Source organism: Pseudomonas sp. P1_A1 (assembly GCF_056406935.1).
This window is the reverse complement of the sequence record NZ_JBFTZE010000028.1, coordinates 11,709-31,575: the sequence shown is the minus strand read 5'-3', so window position 1 is coordinate 31,575 and position 19,867 is coordinate 11,709. Positions and strand designations below refer to the sequence as shown.

14 protein-coding genes are annotated in these 19,867 nt (G+C 59.5%); 13 read left to right on the top strand and 1 reads right to left on the bottom strand.

Going from position 1 to position 19,867, the window contains the following annotated elements:
- Window positions 1-304: 304 nt before the first annotated feature.
- On the bottom strand, window positions 305-1,429 hold the full coding sequence (locus tag AC1D2Q_RS28035) for a polysaccharide deacetylase family protein (protein ID WP_477815331.1): 1,125 nt from the start codon (window positions 1,427-1,429) through the stop codon (window positions 305-307).
- A gap of 165 nt (window positions 1,430-1,594) precedes the next feature.
- Between AC1D2Q_RS28035 and yaaA the strand changes: the two genes are divergently transcribed.
- From yaaA to AC1D2Q_RS27970, 13 genes are all read left to right on the top strand, one after another.
- The gene (yaaA, locus tag AC1D2Q_RS28030; RefSeq protein ID WP_477815330.1) at window positions 1,595-2,374 is read left to right on the top strand and encodes a peroxide stress protein YaaA; all 780 of its coding nucleotides are present in this window, start codon (window positions 1,595-1,597) and stop codon (window positions 2,372-2,374) included.
- Window positions 2,375-3,211: 837 nt separating this feature from the next.
- Window positions 3,212-4,528: a nucleotide sugar dehydrogenase gene (locus AC1D2Q_RS28025; protein WP_305480130.1), complete on the top strand. Its 1,317-nt coding sequence runs from the start codon at window positions 3,212-3,214 to the stop codon at window positions 4,526-4,528.
- 229 nt (window positions 4,529-4,757) lie between these two features.
- Window positions 4,758-6,239: a mannuronan synthase gene (gene alg8, locus AC1D2Q_RS28020; protein ID WP_477815329.1), complete on the top strand. Its 1,482-nt coding sequence runs from the start codon at window positions 4,758-4,760 to the stop codon at window positions 6,237-6,239.
- Between the two features lie 35 nt (window positions 6,240-6,274).
- The gene (locus tag AC1D2Q_RS28015; RefSeq protein ID WP_477815328.1) at window positions 6,275-7,444 is read left to right on the top strand and encodes a PilZ domain-containing protein; all 1,170 of its coding nucleotides are present in this window, start codon (window positions 6,275-6,277) and stop codon (window positions 7,442-7,444) included.
- 9 nt (window positions 7,445-7,453) lie between these two features.
- Entirely contained in the window at window positions 7,454-8,878 is a 1,425-nt protein-coding gene (gene algK / locus AC1D2Q_RS28010) for an alginate biosynthesis TPR repeat lipoprotein AlgK (RefSeq protein ID WP_477815327.1), read from the top strand.
- Window positions 8,875-10,362, top strand: coding sequence for an alginate export family protein (locus AC1D2Q_RS28005; RefSeq protein WP_477815326.1), 1,488 nt, complete (start codon window positions 8,875-8,877; stop codon window positions 10,360-10,362). Before algK ends, AC1D2Q_RS28005 begins: the two co-directional genes overlap by 4 nt.
- Window positions 10,363-10,388: 26 nt before the next feature.
- On the top strand, window positions 10,389-11,990 hold the full coding sequence (gene algG / locus AC1D2Q_RS28000) for a mannuronan 5-epimerase AlgG (RefSeq protein ID WP_477815325.1): 1,602 nt from the start codon (window positions 10,389-10,391) through the stop codon (window positions 11,988-11,990).
- 10 nt (window positions 11,991-12,000) lie between these two features.
- The gene (locus tag AC1D2Q_RS27995) at window positions 12,001-13,452 is read left to right on the top strand and encodes an alginate O-acetyltransferase (protein ID WP_477815324.1); all 1,452 of its coding nucleotides are present in this window, start codon (window positions 12,001-12,003) and stop codon (window positions 13,450-13,452) included.
- An 11-nt stretch (window positions 13,453-13,463) separates the two neighbouring features.
- Window positions 13,464-14,597, top strand: coding sequence for a mannuronate-specific alginate lyase (locus AC1D2Q_RS27990; protein WP_477815323.1), 1,134 nt, complete (start codon window positions 13,464-13,466; stop codon window positions 14,595-14,597).
- A gap of 208 nt (window positions 14,598-14,805) precedes the next feature.
- Window positions 14,806-16,371: an MBOAT family O-acyltransferase gene (locus AC1D2Q_RS27985; RefSeq protein WP_477815322.1), complete on the top strand. Its 1,566-nt coding sequence runs from the start codon at window positions 14,806-14,808 to the stop codon at window positions 16,369-16,371.
- Between the two features lie 11 nt (window positions 16,372-16,382).
- Window positions 16,383-17,558, top strand: a complete 1,176-nt coding sequence (locus AC1D2Q_RS27980) for an alginate O-acetyltransferase (RefSeq protein WP_477815321.1) — start codon at window positions 16,383-16,385, stop codon at window positions 17,556-17,558.
- Window positions 17,559-17,575: 17 nt separating this feature from the next.
- A complete protein-coding gene (locus AC1D2Q_RS27975) occupies window positions 17,576-18,244 on the top strand; it encodes an alginate O-acetyltransferase AlgF (RefSeq protein ID WP_477815320.1) in 669 nt (222 codons plus the stop codon).
- Window positions 18,245-18,392: 148 nt separating this feature from the next.
- Window positions 18,393-19,844, top strand: a complete 1,452-nt coding sequence (locus tag AC1D2Q_RS27970) for a mannose-1-phosphate guanylyltransferase/mannose-6-phosphate isomerase (protein WP_477815319.1) — start codon at window positions 18,393-18,395, stop codon at window positions 19,842-19,844.
- Window positions 19,845-19,867: the final 23 nt, after the last annotated feature.

Here is a 19,867-nt window from a genome sequence, read left to right as displayed (position 1 = left end):
CAATACCATGACAGTGCTGCGCCTCGAAGTGGCCACCGAAATCACCTGCTCAGACTCAAGTGATTGCAACCCAAACGGAGTCTTGGAAGACGCCACCTGTGTTGCAGGTTTCGGCGGTCTGTCTTCCTAATACTCCAAAACCCATGACAGAAAAAAGCACTTTGACGTTTTTTTGAAGTTTATTTTTCAGAATGACCAATAGCACTTGGCGGACTGCCACCACCCCGCTAAAGTCGGAAGTCCGCCTGCATCGAAATCTCCTCCAAAAACGTCCCTGCCCCAATGTTTACGGGCTTTCCCCGTTTCAGCGAAACGCGTCCTGACAGTTTTCCCAACCGATCCCGCTTGGCGCCGTTTGCGTGATGAGCCAGGGCATCGCGGTTTTCAGCGCATCCTGCTTCACATTGAAGTTGATCACCCCGTGCCGCCACAGCAGCATCAGGGTCAGCACCCGCTGCGCACTCTGGCTGCCCTTGAGCTTGCCGGCGCCGTCCTGGGCATCGATGTCCCACAATGCCACCTGCAAACCCTGAGACCTGAAGAAGCCTTCAGCATCGGACCGACGCTGGCCATCGGGCGGACGAAACAGCGGCACGTAATTCTCCGGCAGCTTGCCCTTGACCAGCTCGGCGCTGCGCCGTACCGAGTCCTGCCAGTCTTGCCAGTGGCTGTGGGAACGGAACTCCCAACCCTGCACACCAACGCATTGCTGCGAATAGGTCCCTTGCAGGCTGGTCGCCGAACCTTCAGCCAGACGGGCCTGGATGTCCTTGCCGAGGACGAAGAACGTCGCGCTCATGTTCGATTTGCGCAGGTACTCGGTGACCCAGGCAGTGTTATCCGGCACGGCATTGGCAGCGCTGTCGAAGGTCAGCAGGAACAGGCGGTCATTCATGGCATCGCCATTGCGCTCATAGTCGCCAAAACGATCGACTTCGCTGTTGATCTGCGGGAACAGCGCGGCCTTGCGCAATTGCTCATCGAGGTACTGGGCGTGGAACAACCGGCTCGGCTCGGCCCACTTGATGTAGTAGCTGTCGTCGCTGATCTGAAACTTGGCCGCTTGCTCTCGCAAGGTATCCATGTCCTCGACCAGGAAACAGAAAGAGGCATCCTGATCGCAACTCTGCTGGGCGAAGTTGTAGTTGCTCAGCAACCGCTGCCACATGCGTTGGCGCAGCTGGTTGACCGACTCCAGATTGACGGTGCGCAGGCCCAGGCGTTGAGCCAGGCTTGCTTCATCGAGCGATTCGCTGGCGAGCAGGACGCGGGCGAACATGAGGATTTCGGCCCGGGAGGCAACGTCGAACAGGGTCGGGTTGCTGAGCTGCTCAGGCCAGGTGCTGCGATCCAGCGTCGCCACATCACCCGGCGCCGCCTGGGCGCCGAAGCTCAACAGCAAGGCGAAGAATAGAAAAACGATACGCAATGGGATGTCTCCATAACAAAACCCGCGCGGCACTATAGCCGATCCCGCTCACATTCCCGCAGCGGCTCCTAGAGCGCATAGCCACCGATCACCTATGGACTTGATAGCTGGAGTCAACAAGGACAACCCCCTAGAATCGCCCCCACGATTAAAGGAGACGACTTCATGCTGATGGTGATTTCCCCCGCCAAGACCCTCGATTACGAAACACCGCCGGCGACCCAGCGATTCACTCAGCCGCAATACCTCGACCACTCCCAGGAACTGATCCTGCAACTGCGCGACCTGACACCGGCGCAGATCAGCGAGCTGATGCACGTCTCTGACAAGATTGGCGGCCTCAATGCCGCGCGTTTCGGCAGCTGGACCCCGGCCTTCACCCCAGAGAATGCCAAGCAGGCGTTGCTGGCATTCAAGGGCGACGTGTACACCGGCCTGAATGCACAAACCTTCAGCGAAGCCGACTTCGATTACGCCCAGCAGCACTTGCGCATGCTCTCCGGCCTGTACGGCCTGCTGCGCCCTCTGGACCTGATGCAGCCCTATCGGCTGGAGATGGGCACCAAGCTGGCCAATGCCCGTGGCAAAGACCTGTACGCCTTCTGGGGCACGCGGATCAGCGAATGGCTGAACGAAGCGCTGGCCGATCAGGGCGACGATGTGCTGCTGAACCTGGCCTCCAACGAATACTTCTCGGCGGTCAAACGCAGCGCCTTGAACGCGCGCATCATCAATACCGAGTTCAAGGACTTGAAGAACGGCCAGTACAAAATCATCAGCTTCTACGCGAAAAAGGCCCGCGGGATGATGAGTCGCTTCGTCATCGAAGAACGCATCAATGACCCGGTCGCCCTCAAGCAGTTCGATGTTCAGGGTTATCGCTACAGTAGCGAGCAGTCTAAACCGGACAATCTGGTGTTCCTGCGCGATCACGCACCGGAGTAACCAGACCCGCACTCAATTCGCGCACGACATCAACAACTTCGTCGTGCGCCCCTCCCCTTCGATCCTCGAACAATCCCCGCCCTTTTCGCCGACTTATTGACGCCAAATAACAAGCACTCGATTTTCTAACTTTTGTTTCACTCGACTTTGCTGATTTTTTTCAGTAGTGGCACTGAAAATTTTTGTTAGTAGTGGCAAAAAAGTACCCAAGGCAATAATCACCCTATATATAAAGGGCGAAACGGCAAGTGCTATCAATATGAAAGCAGTGCCATCTTTTTCAATATTTCAAGAAATTTCAGAAATCGCGATGGGCGGACAGGAACTATGTCCAAATGCGTCGCTCATACCATCCGTAACGATTCTCTCGGCGAACGTACGAGATAACTTACACAGAGAAGCGATCCCGATAGCGAAGTTGTCACATTAACTTGAACTTATGGATCACTTGTTTGGGCAACACATGAAGGACAGGAGATAACGCACCATTAATATCCCCTACAAGGCCACGGCTGCGCCCCTATAAACGTGCTCACCCGAGCACCCAACCGCTTGATTTACGGGCTTCTGGCCTGGCATTGAGCGCGCAAGACCTTTGCACGAACGTCCTCTGATTAGAGGGTCGGCTGCATAACAGGGCACGTCATAACAATAAGGCCTGGTTGCGCACATCTTGAGTGCACTTATTTAGCCACTCGGAACTTAGCATGCCTGCACCCGGCATTGTGACGCCTTTAAGGCCGCACTTGCGAGTGCACTATGACCGCTGAACACCATTAACTCCGGCCATGTAATGGCTTGTTGAACACAGTCTTGATTAACTGAGAGGTAAATGCGATGCGCATCAGCATATTTGGTTTGGGTTACGTCGGTGCAGTCTGTGCCGGTTGCCTGTCTGCACGGGGCCATGACGTCGTTGGCGTCGATGTTGCCAAAGACAAGATCGATATGATCAACGCCGGTCGTTCGCCGATCGTTGAACCCGGTCTGGGCGAACTTCTGAAACAGGGCATCGAGACTGGCCGTCTGCGCGGCACGACCAACTTCGCCGAGGCGATTCGCGACACCGACCTGTCGATGATCTGCGTCGGCACGCCGAGCAAAAAGAACGGCGACCTGGAACTGAATTACATCGAGGCCGTGTGCCGCGAAATCGGTTTTGTTCTGCGTGACAAAACCACCCGCCACACCATCGTCGTGCGCAGCACCGTGTTGCCGGGCACCGTGGCAAACGTGGTCATCCCGATTCTCGAAGACTGCTCCGGCAAGAAAGCAGGCGTCGACTTCGGTGTTGCCGTGAACCCTGAGTTCCTGCGTGAAAGCACCGCGATCGCCGACTACGACCAGCCGCCAATGACCGTCATCGGCGAGTTCGACAAGGCTTCGGGCGACGTTCTGCAATCACTGTACGAAGAACTCGACGCACCGATCATCCGCAAGGACATCGCCGTCGCCGAGATGATCAAATACACCTGCAACGTGTGGCACGCCACCAAAGTGACCTTCGCCAACGAGATCGGCAACATCGCCAAGGCTGTCGGCGTCGATGGTCGTGAAGTGATGGAAGTGGTCTGCCAGGACAAGACACTGAACCTGTCCCAGTACTACATGCGTCCTGGCTTCGCGTTCGGCGGCTCCTGCCTGCCGAAAGACGTCCGCGCCCTGACCTACCGCGCCGGTTCCCTGGACGTCGAAGCACCGCTGCTCAACTCGCTGATGCGCAGTAACGAGTCCCAGGTGCAGAACGCGTTCGACATCGTCTCCAGCCACGACAAACGCAAAGTCGCCCTGCTGGGCCTGAGCTTCAAGGCTGGCACCGACGACCTGCGCGAAAGCCCGCTGGTCGACCTGGCGGAAATGCTGATCGGCAAGGGCTACGACCTGAGCATCTACGACAGCAACGTCGAGTACGCCCGTGTCCACGGTGCGAACAAGGATTACATCGAGTCGAAGATCCCTCACGTCTCGTCCTTGCTCAACTCGAACTTCGATGACGTGATCAACAACTCCGACGTGATCATCCTCGGCAACCGTGATGAGAAATTCCGCGCCCTGGCACTGGAAGCACCGCACGGCAAGCAAGTGGTCGACCTGGTCGGCTTCATGTCTCAAGCCACCAGCGTCAGCAAGCGCACCGAAGGTATCTGCTGGTAACACGCCTGTAGGAGCTGTCGAGTGAAACGAGGCTGCGATCTTTCCCGGGCACTTGAGTCCTGAGTGAACCTAAAGACAAAGATCAAAAGATCAAAAGATCGCAGCCTGCGGCAGCTCCTACCGGGATTTCTGGCGTCATCCAGAGCGGGTGTCGTCAGTTTTCACAGGCCTGCCTTAACCCCATCGGGCCACCCCACAGGCTCGCCCGAGATCGAGACGGATGCAGATTATGCACAGGCTAAAGCACGGCCTACTTCAGGCCGCCGGTTGGCTGTTTTACCTAAGTTTATTGATGGGCATCGCCATGGCGTTGCCTACGTCCACGTTCGACTCCGAGTCGAAGGACTTCATCTTCCTGGTCGGTATCGTCGGTATCTGGCGCTACTCGATGGGTGCCACGCACTTTCTGCGCGGCATGCTGTTTCTGTACGTGGTCTACCCGCACCTGCGGCGCAAAGTGCGCAAGCTGGGCAAAGAGGCAGACCCGTCCCATGTGTTCCTGATGGTCACCAGCTTCCGTATCGACGCGCTGACCACCGCTCAGGTCTACAGCTCGGTGATCCGCGAGGCCATCGACTGCGGCTTGCCGACTACCGTGGTGTGCTCCATCGTCGAAATGTCCGATGAGCTGCTGGTCAAGAGCCTCTGGAAACGCATGAACCCACCGACACGGGTCAAGCTCGACTTCGTGCGCATTCCCGGCACCGGCAAGCGCGATGGCCTGGCCTACGGTTTCCGCGCCATCTCCCGCCACCTGCCGGACGACCGCGCGGTGGTTGCAGTGATCGATGGCGACACCGTGTTGGCCGAAGGCGTCGTGCTCAAGACCGTGCCGTGGTTCCAGCTGTTCGGCAATGTCGGCGGCCTGACCACCAACGAGTTCTGCGAAGTGCGCGGCGGCTACATCATGAGCGAATGGCACAAACTGCGCTTCGCCCAGCGTCACATCAACATGTGCTCCATGGCCCTGTCCAAACGTGTGTTGACCATGACCGGCCGGATGTCGGTGTTCCGCGCCACCGTGGTCACCAACCCGGACTTCATCGCCGATGTGGAAAGCGACTCGCTGCAACACTGGCGCCTGGGCCGCTTCAAGTTCCTGACCGGTGACGACAAGTCGAGCTGGTTCAGCCTGATGCGCCTGGGTTACGACACGTTCTACGTGCCCGACGCCGCGATCCATACCGTTGAACACCCACCCGAAAAGAGCTTCATCAAGGCCAGTCGCAAACTGATGTTCCGCTGGTACGGCAACAACCTGCGGCAGAACTCCCGCGCCCTGGGCCTGGGGATGAAACGCCTCGGCCTGTTCACGTCAGTGGTGCTGTTCGACCAGCGTGTATCGATGTGGACGTCCTTGCTGGGCCTGACCGTGGCGCTCATCGCCACGTTCAAATACGGCACCGCGTTCATCCTGGTTTACCTGCTGTGGATCGGCATTACCCGCCTGATCCTGACCCTGCTGCTGTCCTGTTCCGGTCACCGGATCGGCCCGGCGTACCCGGCCATTCTCTATTACAACCAGATCGTCGGCGCGCTGGTGAAAATCTACGTGTTCTTCCGCCTCGACAAACAATCCTGGACTCGCCAGCCCACTTCTCTGACCCGTGATCTCGCCAGCTTTCAACGTTGGTTCAACACCTGGTCGTCTCGGACCATGACCTTCTCCGCCGGCAGCATCTTTGTCGCCGTGCTGCTGATGATGGTCTGACCGAACTCGCCTGAATTAACTAGGAAATCGCCCATATGAATACCGCCGTCAACAGCAACGTAGTGCACGAATCCGAAGCCCAGCGCCAACACGCCCGTGTGAAAATTCCGGCCAAGCTGCGTTTCTTCGGCCCTGACCGGACCCCGGTCGAAGCCCGCGTCATCGACCTTTCCGCAGGCGGCCTGGCGTTCAACGCCGGTCAGCTGCCGCTGAAGGTCGGCGATGTGCACAAGGCCCGTCTGCAATTCGTCATCGATAACCTTGGCCTGGCCATGGACGTGGAATTGCAGATCCGCTCCGTCGACCGCCAGACCGGTCGCACCGGTTGCCAGTTCCAGAACCTGGAACCGCGAGACATTTCCACCCTGCGCCACCTGATCACCTCGCACCTGGCCGGTGACATCGTCAGCGTGGGTGAAATGCTCGCAACCCTGCAACGCGACAACTTCACCAAGGCGCGCAAGGTCAAGGACGGCGGTCATGGCATGACCGCGCTCGGCCGTCTGAAAGCGGTGACCTTCAGCGCCGGTATCTTCGTGGTCGGCCTGGTGGCGTTCGGTTTTATCTTCAAATCGGTGTACGGCATGTACTTCGTCAGCCACGCCCAGGCTGGCCTGGTCAGCGTGCAAGGCATGAACATCACCATGCCGCGCGACGGCACCGTGCAGAGCCTGATCAAGGCTGACGGCGTTGCCGCCAAAGGCGCCCCGCTGGCAACCTTCAGCACCAGCATGCTCGACGTACTCAAAGGCCATCTGGACGAAAACCAACTGCAACCGTCCAAGGTTGAAGAGCTCTTCGGCAAGCAAATGACCGGCACCCTGACCTCCCCGTGCGATTGCACCGTGGCCCAGCAACTGGTGGCTAACGGTCAATACGCCAACAAAGGTGACGTGATCTTCCAACTGGTGCCACGCAATACCGAAGCCAACGTTGAAGCACGCTTCTCCTATCGCCAGTTCGGCGACGTGCGCCCAGGCACCACGGTCAGCTTCCAGATCGCCGGCGAAGACCAGACCCGTACCGGCAAGATCGTCAGCAGCACCAGCCTGAAAAGCGAAGACCTGTCATCCGATATCCGCGTGCAGATCAAACCTGACGAGCCGCTGGACAGCGCACTCGCCGGTCGCCCGGCGGAAGTGAACAGCACCCGTGGCCCGAACCTGAACTGGCTGATCAACAAAGCCATGGCCGCCGGTCTTTAAAAAGAGGACATGCCCGTGACGACTCCACAAATCCTCAGAACACCGCGCACCCACATAGGATCACTGTGTGCAGTTGCACTGGCCGTAAGCCTGGCCGGTTGCGCCGGTCTGCCCGACCAGCGTCTGGCCAATGAAGCCCTCAAGCGCGGTGACACCACGCTGGCGGCGCAGAACTACCAACAACTGGCCGACCTGGGTTACAGCGAAGCCCAGGTTGGGCTGGCCGATCTTCAGGTCGACAGCCGCGACCCGGCGCAAATCAAAAAAGCCGAGGCGACTTACCGCGCCGCGGCCAGCGTTTCGCCACGGGCTCAGGCTCGCCTGGGTCGCCTGCTGGTGGCTAAACCCGGCGCCACCGAAGCCGAACACCACGAAGCCGAAGCACTGCTGAAGAAAGCCGCGACCAATGGCGAAGGCAACACCCTGATTCCGCTGGCGATGCTGTATCTGCAATTCCCGCACAGTTTCCCCAACGTCAACGCGCAGCAGCAGATCAGCCAATGGCGTGCCGAAGGCAAACCGGAAGCAGGTCTGGCCCAGGTGCTGCTCTATCGCACCCAAGGCACTTACGACCAGCACCTGGATGACGTGGAAAAAATCTGCAAAGCGGCGCTCAACACCACCGACATCTGCTACGTCGAACTGGCCACGGTCTATCAAAAACGTGGCCAGCCCGAACAACAGGCCGAGCTGATCAAGCAGATGCAGGCCGCTCACAGCCGTGGCACCGTCTCTGCGCAACGTGTGGACAGCGTGGCCCGCGTGCTGGGCGATGCGAGCCTGGGCAAGACCGACGAAAAAACCGCGCAGTCGCTGCTCGAAGGCATCGCCCCTGGCTACCCGGCGTCCTGGGTCAGCCTGGCGCAATTGCTCTACGACTTCCCTGAACTGGGCGACGTCGACACGATGATGAAGTACCTGGACAACGGCCGCGCCGCCGATCAGCCGCGTGCCGAACTGTTGCTGGGCAAGCTCTACTACGAAGGCAAAATGGTGCCGGCTGACGCCAAGGTCGCCGAAGAGCACTTCCAGAAAGCTGTCGGCAGGGAAGTCGCCGCCGATTACTACCTCGGGCAGATTTACCGTCGCGGTTACCTGGGCAAGGTCTATCCGCAGAAAGCCCTGGATCACCTGCTGACCGCTGCGCGCAACGGCCAGAACAGCGCCGATTTCGCCATCGCCCAACTGTTCTCCCAAGGCAAGGGCACCCGGCCCGACCCGGTCAACGCTTACGTCTTCAGCCAATTGGCCAAGGCTCAAGACACCCCACAAGCCACTGAGCTTGCGCAAACACTCGAAGCGCAACTGCCGCCTGACCGGCTGGCCGAGGCCCAACGCCTGCTCAAACAAGAGCAAGCCATTCGTAGCACCGTGAGTCCGGACACGCTGGAACTGCACGCTTTGCAAGAAGAAGACGGCGAGGAATCCCTATGAAACTCAATCCATTCGTGCAGGCCGGTATTGGCCTGACATTCGCCCTGCTGTGGTCGTGCCCGACCCTGGCGGCCCTGACCGAAGACAAGAACTTCGGCCTCGAAGTCAAAGTTACCAGCCAGTCCGAAAACGACAGTGACCTGGGCACCGCCGGTGGCGGCGACGTTAACGGCGTTGGCCTCGACCTGCGCCCATGGGTCTATGGCGAAAGCGGCGCGTGGAGCGCCTACGCCATGGGTCAGGCCGTGACGTCCACCGACATCATCGAAACCGACACCCTGCAGCAGTCCGACAACAGCGGCACCCAGACCACCGACAGCGGTGATCGCAAGACCAGGAAGAACTACCTGGCGATGCGCGAGTTCTGGGTCGGCTACAGCGGCCTCACGCCCTACCCTGGCGAGATCCTCAAGTTCGGTCGCCAACGCCTGCGCAACGACGACGGCCAATGGCGCGACACCAACATCGAAGCCCTGAACTGGACCTTCGACACCACCCTGTTGCGCGCCAACGTCGGTATCGCCGAACGCTTCAGCGAATACCGCACCGACCTGAAAGAGCTGGCCCCCAAAGACAAGGATCGCCTGCACGCCTACGCCGATGCGGCGTATCAGTGGACACCCGGTAACTGGGTCGGCATTCGCGGTCATCACACCCACGATAACGGCAAGCTCGACTATCCGGAGCCGGGCGTGGCTGGCGATACCCTGGACAAGAAACAGAACGGCGACATCAGCTGGCTCGGCCTCACCGCCGACAGTGATGCCTACAACTGGCGCAACACCAACACCGTCAATTACTGGGGCAGCATCACCGGCATGAGCGGCGACCGTGACACGGTCAACCCGCTGAATGCCGACGGCACTCGCCCGGCAGAAGCCAAGCGTGGTGAAGACCTGAACGGCTGGGCTTCCGACGTGGGTGTTCGTCTGCGCCTCGATCCGCAGTGGCAAGTCGGTGCAGCCTACGCCCGCGCCAGCGCCGAGTACCAACAGAACGGCCTGGAAAGCAACCGCTCGAACTACACCGGTACGCGCTCGCGGGTTCACCGTTTCGGCGAAGCCTTCCGTGGCGAAATGAACAACATGCAGACCGCCACGCTGTTCGGTTCCTGGATGCTCAACGACGAATACGACGCCAGCCTGATCTACCACAAGTTCTGGCGTGTGGACGGCAACAAGCCGGTGGGCAGCAACGGCATCAACGCGGTTGAAAACAACACCGACGACGCGACCGGCGCGATCCTCTCCAGCACCTCCCTGCCGCTGGAAGATGGCAACAAGGACCTCGGTCAGGAAATGGACCTGGTGGTCACCAAATACTTCAAGCAAGGCCTGTTGCCGGCGGCGTTGAGCCAGTCGATCGATGAGCCTTCGGCCCTGGTGCGGTTCCGTGGCGGTGTGTTCAAGCCCGGCGATGCCTATGGCAAAGAAGTCGACTCGTACATGCACCGTGCGTTTATCGACGTGATCTGGCGCTTCTGATGCAAACCGCGAAGGGAGTGCCCGACATGAACAGCGCCAAGAAAGGCTCGATCCGCCTGCTGGCCGGCGCGCTGCTGCTGGCCAGCGCAACCGCCTTCGCCACCGTCGAACCGGCCAAGTCTGTGCACCAGCCTGGACAGCAGAGTAAACCGACGACCATAGCCAAGGGATTGCAACAGGCCAAGACCTACACCGTCAGCAGCGCGCCAACTGCGCCGCTGGACCTGGCCAAGCCGAAACTGCCGGACACTTCTGGCTACACCGCCCAAGCCATCGCCGCGAAAATCGTGCGCACCAAGCCCGGCAAGATCAGCGTGCGCCGGATGATGCAGGAAGACGCCTTGAAGGACTTCATCGGCGGCGACAACAAGATGGCCGAGTGGGTGGTGCGTCAGCACGGCATCCCGCAGGCGATCTTCGTCGACGACGGCTACATGAACCTCAAGGATCTGACCAAGAAGCTGCCCAAGCAGTACCTCAGCGAAACGTCGCCAGGTGTGTTCCTGGCGAAGCTGCCGATCGTGGTGGGCAGACACGGTATTCTGGAAATCGACAAACAGACCCAGGAACTGCGCCTGTCCCAGGAGGCCGGCTCGTTCCTGGTCAACGACGGTCAGCTGTTTGTGCGGGATACCAGGATCACCGGTTGGAGCGAGAAGGCCAACGGCCCGGCGGCCTTCTCGTCGCCCAAGGAATTCCGGCCGTTCCTGTTGTCCTGGGGCGGCACCGAGACCTACATCGCCAACAGCAAGATCGCCAGTTTCGGTTACGCCAACAGTAAGTCCTACGGCGTGAGTATTTCCCAGTACACGCCGAACATGGCCAAGGTGCTCAAGCGCCCTGAACCGACCGGCTGGATCGTCGGCTCCGAGTTCTCGGACATGTGGTACGGCTTCTACTGCTACGAAACCCGCGACTTCGTGGTCAAGGGCAACACCTACAAAGACAACATCGTCTACGGCATCGACCCCCATGACCGTTCCCACGGCCTGATCATCGCCGACAACACGGTGTACGGAACCAAGAAGAAGCACGGGATCATTATTTCCCGTGAGGTCAACGACAGCTTCATCTTCAACAACCGCAGCTACGACAACCACCTCTCGGGGCTGGTGATCGACCGTAACAGCGTGAACAACCTGATCGCCTACAACGAGATCTACAAGAACCACACCGACGGCATCACCCTCTACGAGAGTGCCGACAACCTGTTGTGGGGCAACAAGGTGATCAGCAATAAGCGTCACGGCATCCGGATTCGTAACAGCGTGAACATTCGCCTGTACGAAAACATCTCAATGGCCAATGGCCTGACCGGTGTCTACGGGCACATCAAAGACCTGAGCGACACCGACCGGGACATCAAGCTCGACCCGTTCGACGCCCAAGTGTCGCTGATCGTGGTCGGTGGTGAACTGGCCGCCAATGGCAGCGGACCACTGTCGATCGACTCGCCGCTGAGCGTGGAGTTGTATCGCGTGTCGATGCTCGCGCCGACCAAAACCAGTGGCATCAGCTTTTCGGGGATTCTCGGCGAGCGCCAGGATGAAATTCTCGACCTGCTGGTGCGCCAGCAGAAAGCCGTGCTGATCGACCCTGTCGAACGCCAGACCGAAATGCGGGACTGAGGATAATTTTATGCACCCACACTTGATCAAATTACTCAGCCTGTCGGCCCTGACTGCGGGCATTCTCGCGGCCAGCACTGGCGTGCGTGCCGAAGACGCCAAGGCACCGAGCTTCAGCGCCGAGCCGTGCTGCAGCCTGTGCCCGGCAGCCCACGACCCGAAGAACTACACCACCCGCTATCAGCAGAACTTCACCACGCTGGTGCAGGCCCAGGGCGACTGGCTGTTCCGTACGCAAGAAGACTTGCGCACCGAGTTCGACACCACACCCGCCGGCTACAAACGCCTGAAACAACTGCACGATGCATTCAAGAGCAAAGGCGTGGAGCTGGTCATCGTTTACCAGCCGACCCGTGGCCTGGTGAACCGCAACAAGCTGAACCCGGAAGAAAAAGCCAAATACGATTTCGACAAGGCCCTGACCAACTACAAAACCATGCTCGGGCGCTTCGCGCAGATGGGCTACGTGGTCCCCGACCTGTCACCACTGACCAACGAATCGCTGCCCGACACCCTGCCCGCCCACGATTTCTATTTCCGCGGTGACCAGCACTGGACCCCGTATGGCGCCCAGCGCACCGCGAAGATCGTCGCCGAGAAGGTCAAGCAGTTGCCGGTCTTCGCCGACATTCCCAAGCGTGAATTCGAGACCCATAAGTCGGGTCGCATGGGCAAGACCGGAACGTTGCACAACATGGCGGGTCAACTCTGTGGCACCAGCTACGCGATCCAGTACATGGATCAGTTCACCACCGAGCCCAAGGGCGAAGCGGCGGATGGCGATCTGTTCGGTGAATCCGGCAACCCGGAAATCACCCTGGTCGGCACCAGCCACAGTGGCAAGAACTACAACTTCGCCGGTTTCCTCGAAGAGGCCATCGGCGCCGACATCCTCAACGTGGCATTCCCCGGCGGTGGCCTGGAAGGTTCGATGCTGCAGTACCTGGGCAGCGAAGAGTTCCAGACCAAGCCGCCGAAAATTCTCATCTGGGAGTTCTCGCCACTTTATCGCCTCGACCAGGAAACCATCTACCGCCAGATGATGGCGCTGCTGGACAACGGTTGCGAAGGCAAGGATGCACAGATGAGCGGCAGCGCCACACTGAAGCCGGGCAAAAACGAATTGATGGTCAACAGCAAGAACCTGGACCTGCGCAACAGCAGCCACCAGGTCGATATCCGCTTCGCCGATACGTCGGTGAAAACCTTGCAAGCCACCCTCTGGTACATGAATGGGCGCCACGAGGACATCAAGATCGAGAAACCGGAAACCTCCGATACCGACGGGCGTTTCGCCTTCGAGTTGCGCACGGACGAAGACTGGGCCTCGCAGAATCTGCTGGCCGTTGAAGTCCAGGGGCCTGAAACACCAGGCGCCGCGCCGCAGAAAGTCGAAGCGAAAATCTGCAAACGCAACGTGTTCTCCGGCGCCGAGCAGCGTACCGCTCAAGCCGGGCAATGAGGCTACCTCTTATGAACTGTATGCAAACCCGAACTTTGAAAAAGTTGCTCGCGCCTTCCCTGCTGGCTCTGGCGATGTTCGCTGGCGCCACCCAGGCCGCCGCGCCACTGCGCCCGCCTCAGGGGTATTTTGCGCCAGTGGATAAATTCAAGACCGGCGACAAGAGCGAAGGCTGCGACGCAATGCCGACGCCCTACACCGGCGCCCTGCAGTTTCGCAGCAAATACGAAGGCTCCGACAAGGCTCGTTCGACTCTGAACGAGGAGTCGGAAAAGGCCTTCCGCGATACCACCGCCGACATCACCAAGATCGAGCGCGGCACCAGCAAGCGAGTGATGCAGTTCATGCGTGACGGTCGCCCGGAACAACTGGAATGCACCCTCGACTGGTTGACCGCCTGGGCCAAGGCCGATGCATTGATGTCCAAGGACTTCAACCACACCGGCAAGTCCATGCGCAAATGGGCATTGGGCAGCATGGCTTCGTCCTATATCCGCCTGAAATTCTCTGACTCGCATCCCCTGGCCACCCACCAGGAACAAGCGCAGGTGATTGAAGCCTGGTTCAGCAAAATGGCCGATCAGGTGGTCAGCGATTGGGACAACCTGCCGCTTGAACAGACCAACAACCACTCGTATTGGGCCGCCTGGTCGGTGATGGCCACGTCGGTCGCCATCAACCGCCGCGACCTGTTCGACTGGGCCGTGAAGGAATTCAAGGTCGGCGCCAATCAGATCGATGCCCAAGGCTTCCTGCCTAACGAACTCAAGCGCCAGCAACGCGCCCTCGCCTACCACAACTACGCCCTGCCGCCGCTGGCGATGATCGCCAGTTTCGCCCAGGCCAACGGTGTGGATCTGCGTCAGGAAAACAACGGTGCCTTGAAACGCCTGGGTGATCGCGTGCTTGCGGGAGTGAAAGACCCGGATGAGTTCGAGAAGAAAAACGGCAAGGACCAGGACATGACCGATCTCAAGATCGACTCGAAATTCGCCTGGCTCGAACCGTTCTGCTCGCTCTACACCTGCCCGCCGGACGTGCTGGAACTCAAGCACAAGATGCAACCGTTCAAGACGTTCCGACTGGGTGGGGATTTGACCAAGGTCTTCGACCCGGCCAATGAAAAAGGCAACAAGGGTTCTTAGGGTTGATTGTTCCCACGCTCCGCGTGGGAATGCAGCCCGTGACGCTCCGCGTCACATGCCGAAGTGGACGCAGAGCGTCCAGTGAGGCATTCCCACGCTGAGCGTGGGAACGATCGTTGTGTTTTTTTGTGTGATGCCCCCAGATTTTCGTGGGGGGTTTGGGGGGGCCGTTGGCCCTTGACTGTTGGTTAAACATGGAGAGATCGGGATGGTATTTTCATCCAACGTATTCCTGTTTCTGTTCTTGCCGATCTTTCTCGGCTTGTACTACCTGAGCGGAATACGCTATCGCAACCTGCTGCTGCTGATCGCCAGCTACGTGTTCTACGCCTGGTGGCGTGTGGACTTCCTTGCGCTGTTCGCAGCCGTCACGCTGTGGAACTACTGGATCGGCCTGAAAGTTGGCGCCGCCGGTGTCCGGACCAAACCGGCCCAGCGCTGGCTGCTGCTCGGCGTCGCGGTGGACTTGTGCATCCTGGGCTACTTCAAGTACGCCAACTTCGGCGTGGAGAGCATCAACGCGATGATGACCTCGGTCGGTCTGTCGCCGTTCATCCTGACCCACGTGCTGTTGCCGATCGGGATCTCGTTCTACATCTTCGAGTCCATCAGCTACATCATCGACGTTTACCGCGGTGATACCCCGGCCACCCGCAACCTGATCGACTTTGCCGCATTCGTGGCGATCTTCCCGCACTTGATCGCGGGCCCCGTGTTGCGTTTCCGCGACCTGGCCGACCAGTTCAACAACCGCACCCACACCCTCGACAAGTTCTCCGAAGGTGCCACGCGGTTCATGCAGGGCTTCATCAAGAAAGTCTTCATCGCCGACACCCTGGCGGTCGTGGCCGACCATTGCTTCGCCTTGCAGAACCCGACCACGGGCGATGCCTGGCTCGGCGCCCTGGCCTACACCGCGCAGCTGTACTTCGACTTCTCCGGCTACAGCGACATGGCGATTGGCCTGGGCTTGATGATGGGTTTCCGCTTCATGGAAAACTTCAAACAGCCGTACGTCAGCCAGTCGATCACCGAGTTCTGGCGTCGCTGGCACATCAGCCTCTCCACCTGGCTGCGTGACTACCTGTACATCACCCTCGGCGGTAACCGTAAAGGCACGCTGATGACCTATCGCAACCTGTTCCTGACCATGCTGCTCGGTGGTCTGTGGCACGGCGCGAACATCACCTACATCGTCTGGGGCGCCTGGCACGGCATGTGGCTGGCAATCGAAAAAGCCATCGGCCTGAACACCTCGCCGCGCAGCTTCAACCCGATCCGCTGGGTCCTGACCTTCCTGCTGGTGGTGATGGGCTGGGTGATCTTCCGCGCAGAGAACCTGCACGTCGCCGGTCGCATGTACGGCGCAATGTTCAGCTTCGGCGAATGGTCGCTGTCGGAACTCAACCAGGCCAGCCTCACCGGTCTGCAAGTGGCAACCCTGGTGGTGGCTTACGTGACCCTGGCGTTCTTCGGCCTGCGTGATTTCTACACCAACCAGCCGCCGGTCAAAACCAAACCTGCGGTGAACATCGAAACCGACGGCCCGGCCGCGGCGACGCCCGGAATGATCAAAGCCGTACCAGGCGACAACCCGGCCAGCATCCACGAACCGGGTTACACCGTCGGTGTTGAAGCGACTGTGCAACCGGCCTACTGGACCGCTGACTGGTCCCGTTACGTGATGCGCGCCCTGGTGCTGCTGCTGTTCATCGCTTCGATTCTCAAACTCTCGGCGCAAAGCTTCTCGCCGTTCCTTTACTTCCAGTTCTGAGGGATCTGACCATGACCCGCTCATTACGCATCTTCTACATCGCCCTGTTCCTGGTGACCTTGCTGGTCCTGGGCGTGTGGTCGGTACGCAGCTTCTTCGGCTTCAGTACCAACGCCGATGCCACCGTGCTCAACGGGCGCTGGACCAAAGCCGTCGAGACGCACTATGACGACGAGTTCCCGATCAAGCGCCTGGGCACCAACCTTTGGGCCGCGCTGGATTTCAAACTGTTCAACGAAGGTCGTCCGGGCGTGGTGCTCGGTCGCGATCAGTGGCTCTACAGCGATGAAGAGTTCCACCCGATCGTCAACGAAGAGTTGAACCTGCAAGGCAACTACGCGCTGGTCGAAGGCGTGCGCCAGGAACTGAAAAAGCGAGGCGTGCAACTGGTGATGGCGATTGTTCCGGCCAAGACGCGCCTGTACCCGGAACACCTGGGTGAAGTGAAGCCGGCGAGTATCCACGCCAATCTGTACAAGGACTTCCACGCTCGCGTGGCGGCCGACAAGATCCTCGCCCCTGACCTGCTCGGCCCGCTGCAACAAGCCAAGCACGACGGTCAGCAAGTGTTCCTGCGCACCGACACCCACTGGACTCCGGAAGGCGCGCAAATCGCCGCCCAGACCCTGGCCAAAACCATCGCCGACAAGGCTCCGCTCAGCGGCGAACCGCAAAACTTCGTCACCGAACCTGCAGAGAAGGTGACCCACAAGGGCGACCTGCGGTTGTTCCTGCCGCTGGACCCGCTGTTCGAAAACCTGATGCCGGCGCCAGAACCTTTGCAAAAGCGCAATACCGTGGCTGCCCAGGACCAGCCTGCCGGTGATGACGCACTGTTCGCCAACACGGAAGTGCCGGTGGCCCTGATCGGCACCAGCTACAGCGCCAACCCGAACTGGAACTTCGTCGGCGCGCTGAAAGAAGCGCTGCACAGCGACGTGGTCAATTACGCCGAAGACGGCCACGGCCCGATTCTGCCGATGCTCAGCTACCTGAAAAGCGATGCCTTCAAGAACAGCCCGCCACAAGTGCTGATCTGGGAGTTCCCTGAACGATATCTGCCTGTGAACAACGAAATCGGTGACGCCGACCCACAGTGGGTCGCAGAGCTTAAACAAGCCGGCGCGCGCCAACAAAACGTAGCTGTAAACACCAAATCCGAGACGCCCGACCGGGCGCAAAACTGAAAGAGAGAGGTACTACCATGACTTTCACTACTACTCATCGCCGTCTCGCCGCTCGCTCTTTAAAGGCAGTTGCTCTCGTCGCCGGCATGAGCGTGCTGTCAATGCAGGCCTTCGCCGGTGGCGACGCCGCCCTCTACGGCCCGACCGCACCGAAAGGCTCCAGCTTCGTGCGTGTCTATAACGCCGGCAACGCCGAAGTCAGCGCCACCGTCGGCACCACCAACCTGAACGAAGTCGCGCCGCTGTCCAGCACAGACTTCAGCTTCATGCCGGGCGGCGACTACAGCGCCAAGATCGGCAGCCAGACCCTGCCGGTTAAACTGGCCGGTGATCACTATTACACTCTGGTCAACAACGCCAGCGGCGCGCCACAACTGATCGAAGAGCCGCCGTTCAAGAACAAACAGAAATCCCTGGTACGCGTGCAGAACCTCAGCGACAAGGCCCTGACCCTGAAAACCGCCGACGGCAAGACCGATGTGGTGCCGAACGTGGCCGCCAAGGGCCGTGGCGAGCGTGAAATCAACCCGGTGAAAGTCAGCCTGGCGCTGTACGAGGGCGACAAGAAAGTCGGCGACGTGAAGCCGGTTGCCCTGGAGCGCGGTGAAGCGGCGGTGCTGTACGTCACCGGCAACGGCAGCAGCCTGTCGCCAGTCTGGGTCAAGCGCCCGGTGTCGACGCGCTAATAAATTTTCCGAACGGCTGACACCCCATTGGGGCCTTGAAACGGGCCCCTACGGGGGATCTGACCAGCCTTTGGATACGGAACAAGAACAAGAGTGAAACGACAGAACGTTCGTGGCTCTAACCAATCGATTTTAAAGGAGTAACAACATGATTCCGGTGATCTTGTCAGGTGGTAGCGGCTCACGTCTTTGGCCGCTTTCCCGAAAGCAATTCCCCAAGCAATTCCTCGCCCTGACCGGCGAACACACGCTGTTCCAGCAAACCCTGGAACGCCTGGTGTTCGAAGGCATGGATACCCCGATCGTGGTCTGCAACAAGGATCACCGCTTCATCGTCAACGAGCAGCTGAGCGCCCGTAAACTGGAAACCCAGCGCATCCTGATGGAACCGTTCGGCCGTAACACCGCGCCGGCCGTGGCCCTGACCGCGATGATGCTGGTCAATGAAGGTCGCGACGAGTTGATGCTGGTGCTGCCGGCCGACCACGTCCTGGAAGACCAGAAAGCCCTGCAACGCGCCCTGGCCCTGGCCACCGTGGCGGCCGAGCGTGGCGAGATGGTGCTGTTCGGCGTGCCGGCGACCAAACCGGAAACCGGTTACGGCTACATCAAATCCACCAACGATGCCCTGCTGCCGGAAGGCGTCAGCCGTGTCTCGCACTTCGTCGAAAAACCCGACGTGAAACGCGCCACCGAGTTCGTCCAGTCCGGCGGTTATTTCTGGAACAGCGGCATGTTCCTGTTCCGCGCCAGTCGCTTCCTCGAAGAGCTGAAAAAGCACGATCCGGACATCTACGACACCTGCGTACTGACCCTGGAACGTAGCGCGCAGGATGCCGACACCGTCGACATCGACCCCGCCACTTTCGCCTGCTGCCCGGACAATTCCATCGACTATTCAGTGATGGAAAAAACCCAGCGTGCCTGCGTCGTACCGCTGACCGCGGGCTGGAGCGATGTCGGTTGCTGGTCGTCGCTGTGGGAAGTCAATAAAAAAGACGCCAACGGCAACGTCACCAAAGGCGACGTGGTCATCCAGGACAGCAAAAACTGCATGATCCACGGCAACGGCAAACTGGTGTCGGTGATCGGCCTGGAAAACATCGTGGTAGTCGAAACCAAGGACGCCATGATGATCGTCCACAAGGACAAGGTCCAAGGCGTCAAACAGATGGTCAACACCCTCAACGAACAGGGCCGCAGCGAAACCCAGAACCACTGCGAAGTCTATCGTCCGTGGGGTTCCTACGACTCGGTGGACATGGGCGGTCGTTTCCAGGTCAAGCACATCTCGGTCAAACCGGGCGCGTGCCTGTCGCTGCAGATGCACCACCACCGCGCCGAACACTGGATCGTGGTCAGCGGCACCGCTGAAGTGACCTGCGACGAAAACGTGTTCCTGCTCTGTGAAAACCAGTCGACCTACATCCCGATCGCCTCGGTACACCGTCTGCGCAACCCGGGCAAGATTCCACTCGAGATCATCGAAGTGCAATCGGGCAGCTACCTGGGCGAAGACGATATCGAGCGGTTTGAAGATATCTACGGTCGCTCCACTCCGATCGAGCGCGGCGTGTCGGTGAAAACCATCGCGCAGTAATCAATCAGCAAATCAAAAAGCCC

Excerpts from the sequence above, each read along its gene's own strand:
- AC1D2Q_RS27980 (WP_477815321.1), top strand. The coding sequence starts at position 16,383 with ATGACCCGCTCATTACGCATCTTCTACATCGCCCTGTTCCTGGTGACC.
- AC1D2Q_RS27970 (WP_477815319.1), top strand. The coding sequence starts at position 18,393 with ATGATTCCGGTGATCTTGTCAGGTGGTAGCGGCTCACGTCTTTGGCCG.
- alg8 (WP_477815329.1), top strand. The coding sequence starts at position 4,758 with ATGCACAGGCTAAAGCACGGCCTACTTCAGGCCGCCGGTTGGCTGTTT.
- AC1D2Q_RS27990 (WP_477815323.1), top strand. The coding sequence starts at position 13,464 with ATGAACTGTATGCAAACCCGAACTTTGAAAAAGTTGCTCGCGCCTTCC.
- AC1D2Q_RS28015 (WP_477815328.1), top strand. The coding sequence starts at position 6,275 with ATGAATACCGCCGTCAACAGCAACGTAGTGCACGAATCCGAAGCCCAG.
- AC1D2Q_RS27975 (WP_477815320.1), top strand. The coding sequence starts at position 17,576 with ATGACTTTCACTACTACTCATCGCCGTCTCGCCGCTCGCTCTTTAAAG.
- algK (WP_477815327.1), top strand. The coding sequence starts at position 7,454 with ATGCCCGTGACGACTCCACAAATCCTCAGAACACCGCGCACCCACATA.
- yaaA (WP_477815330.1), top strand. The coding sequence starts at position 1,595 with ATGCTGATGGTGATTTCCCCCGCCAAGACCCTCGATTACGAAACACCG.
- AC1D2Q_RS27985 (WP_477815322.1), top strand. The coding sequence starts at position 14,806 with ATGGTATTTTCATCCAACGTATTCCTGTTTCTGTTCTTGCCGATCTTT.
- AC1D2Q_RS28005 (WP_477815326.1), top strand. The coding sequence starts at position 8,875 with ATGAAACTCAATCCATTCGTGCAGGCCGGTATTGGCCTGACATTCGCC.
- AC1D2Q_RS27995 (WP_477815324.1), top strand. The coding sequence starts at position 12,001 with ATGCACCCACACTTGATCAAATTACTCAGCCTGTCGGCCCTGACTGCG.
- algG (WP_477815325.1), top strand. The coding sequence starts at position 10,389 with ATGAACAGCGCCAAGAAAGGCTCGATCCGCCTGCTGGCCGGCGCGCTG.
- AC1D2Q_RS28025 (WP_305480130.1), top strand. The coding sequence starts at position 3,212 with ATGCGCATCAGCATATTTGGTTTGGGTTACGTCGGTGCAGTCTGTGCC.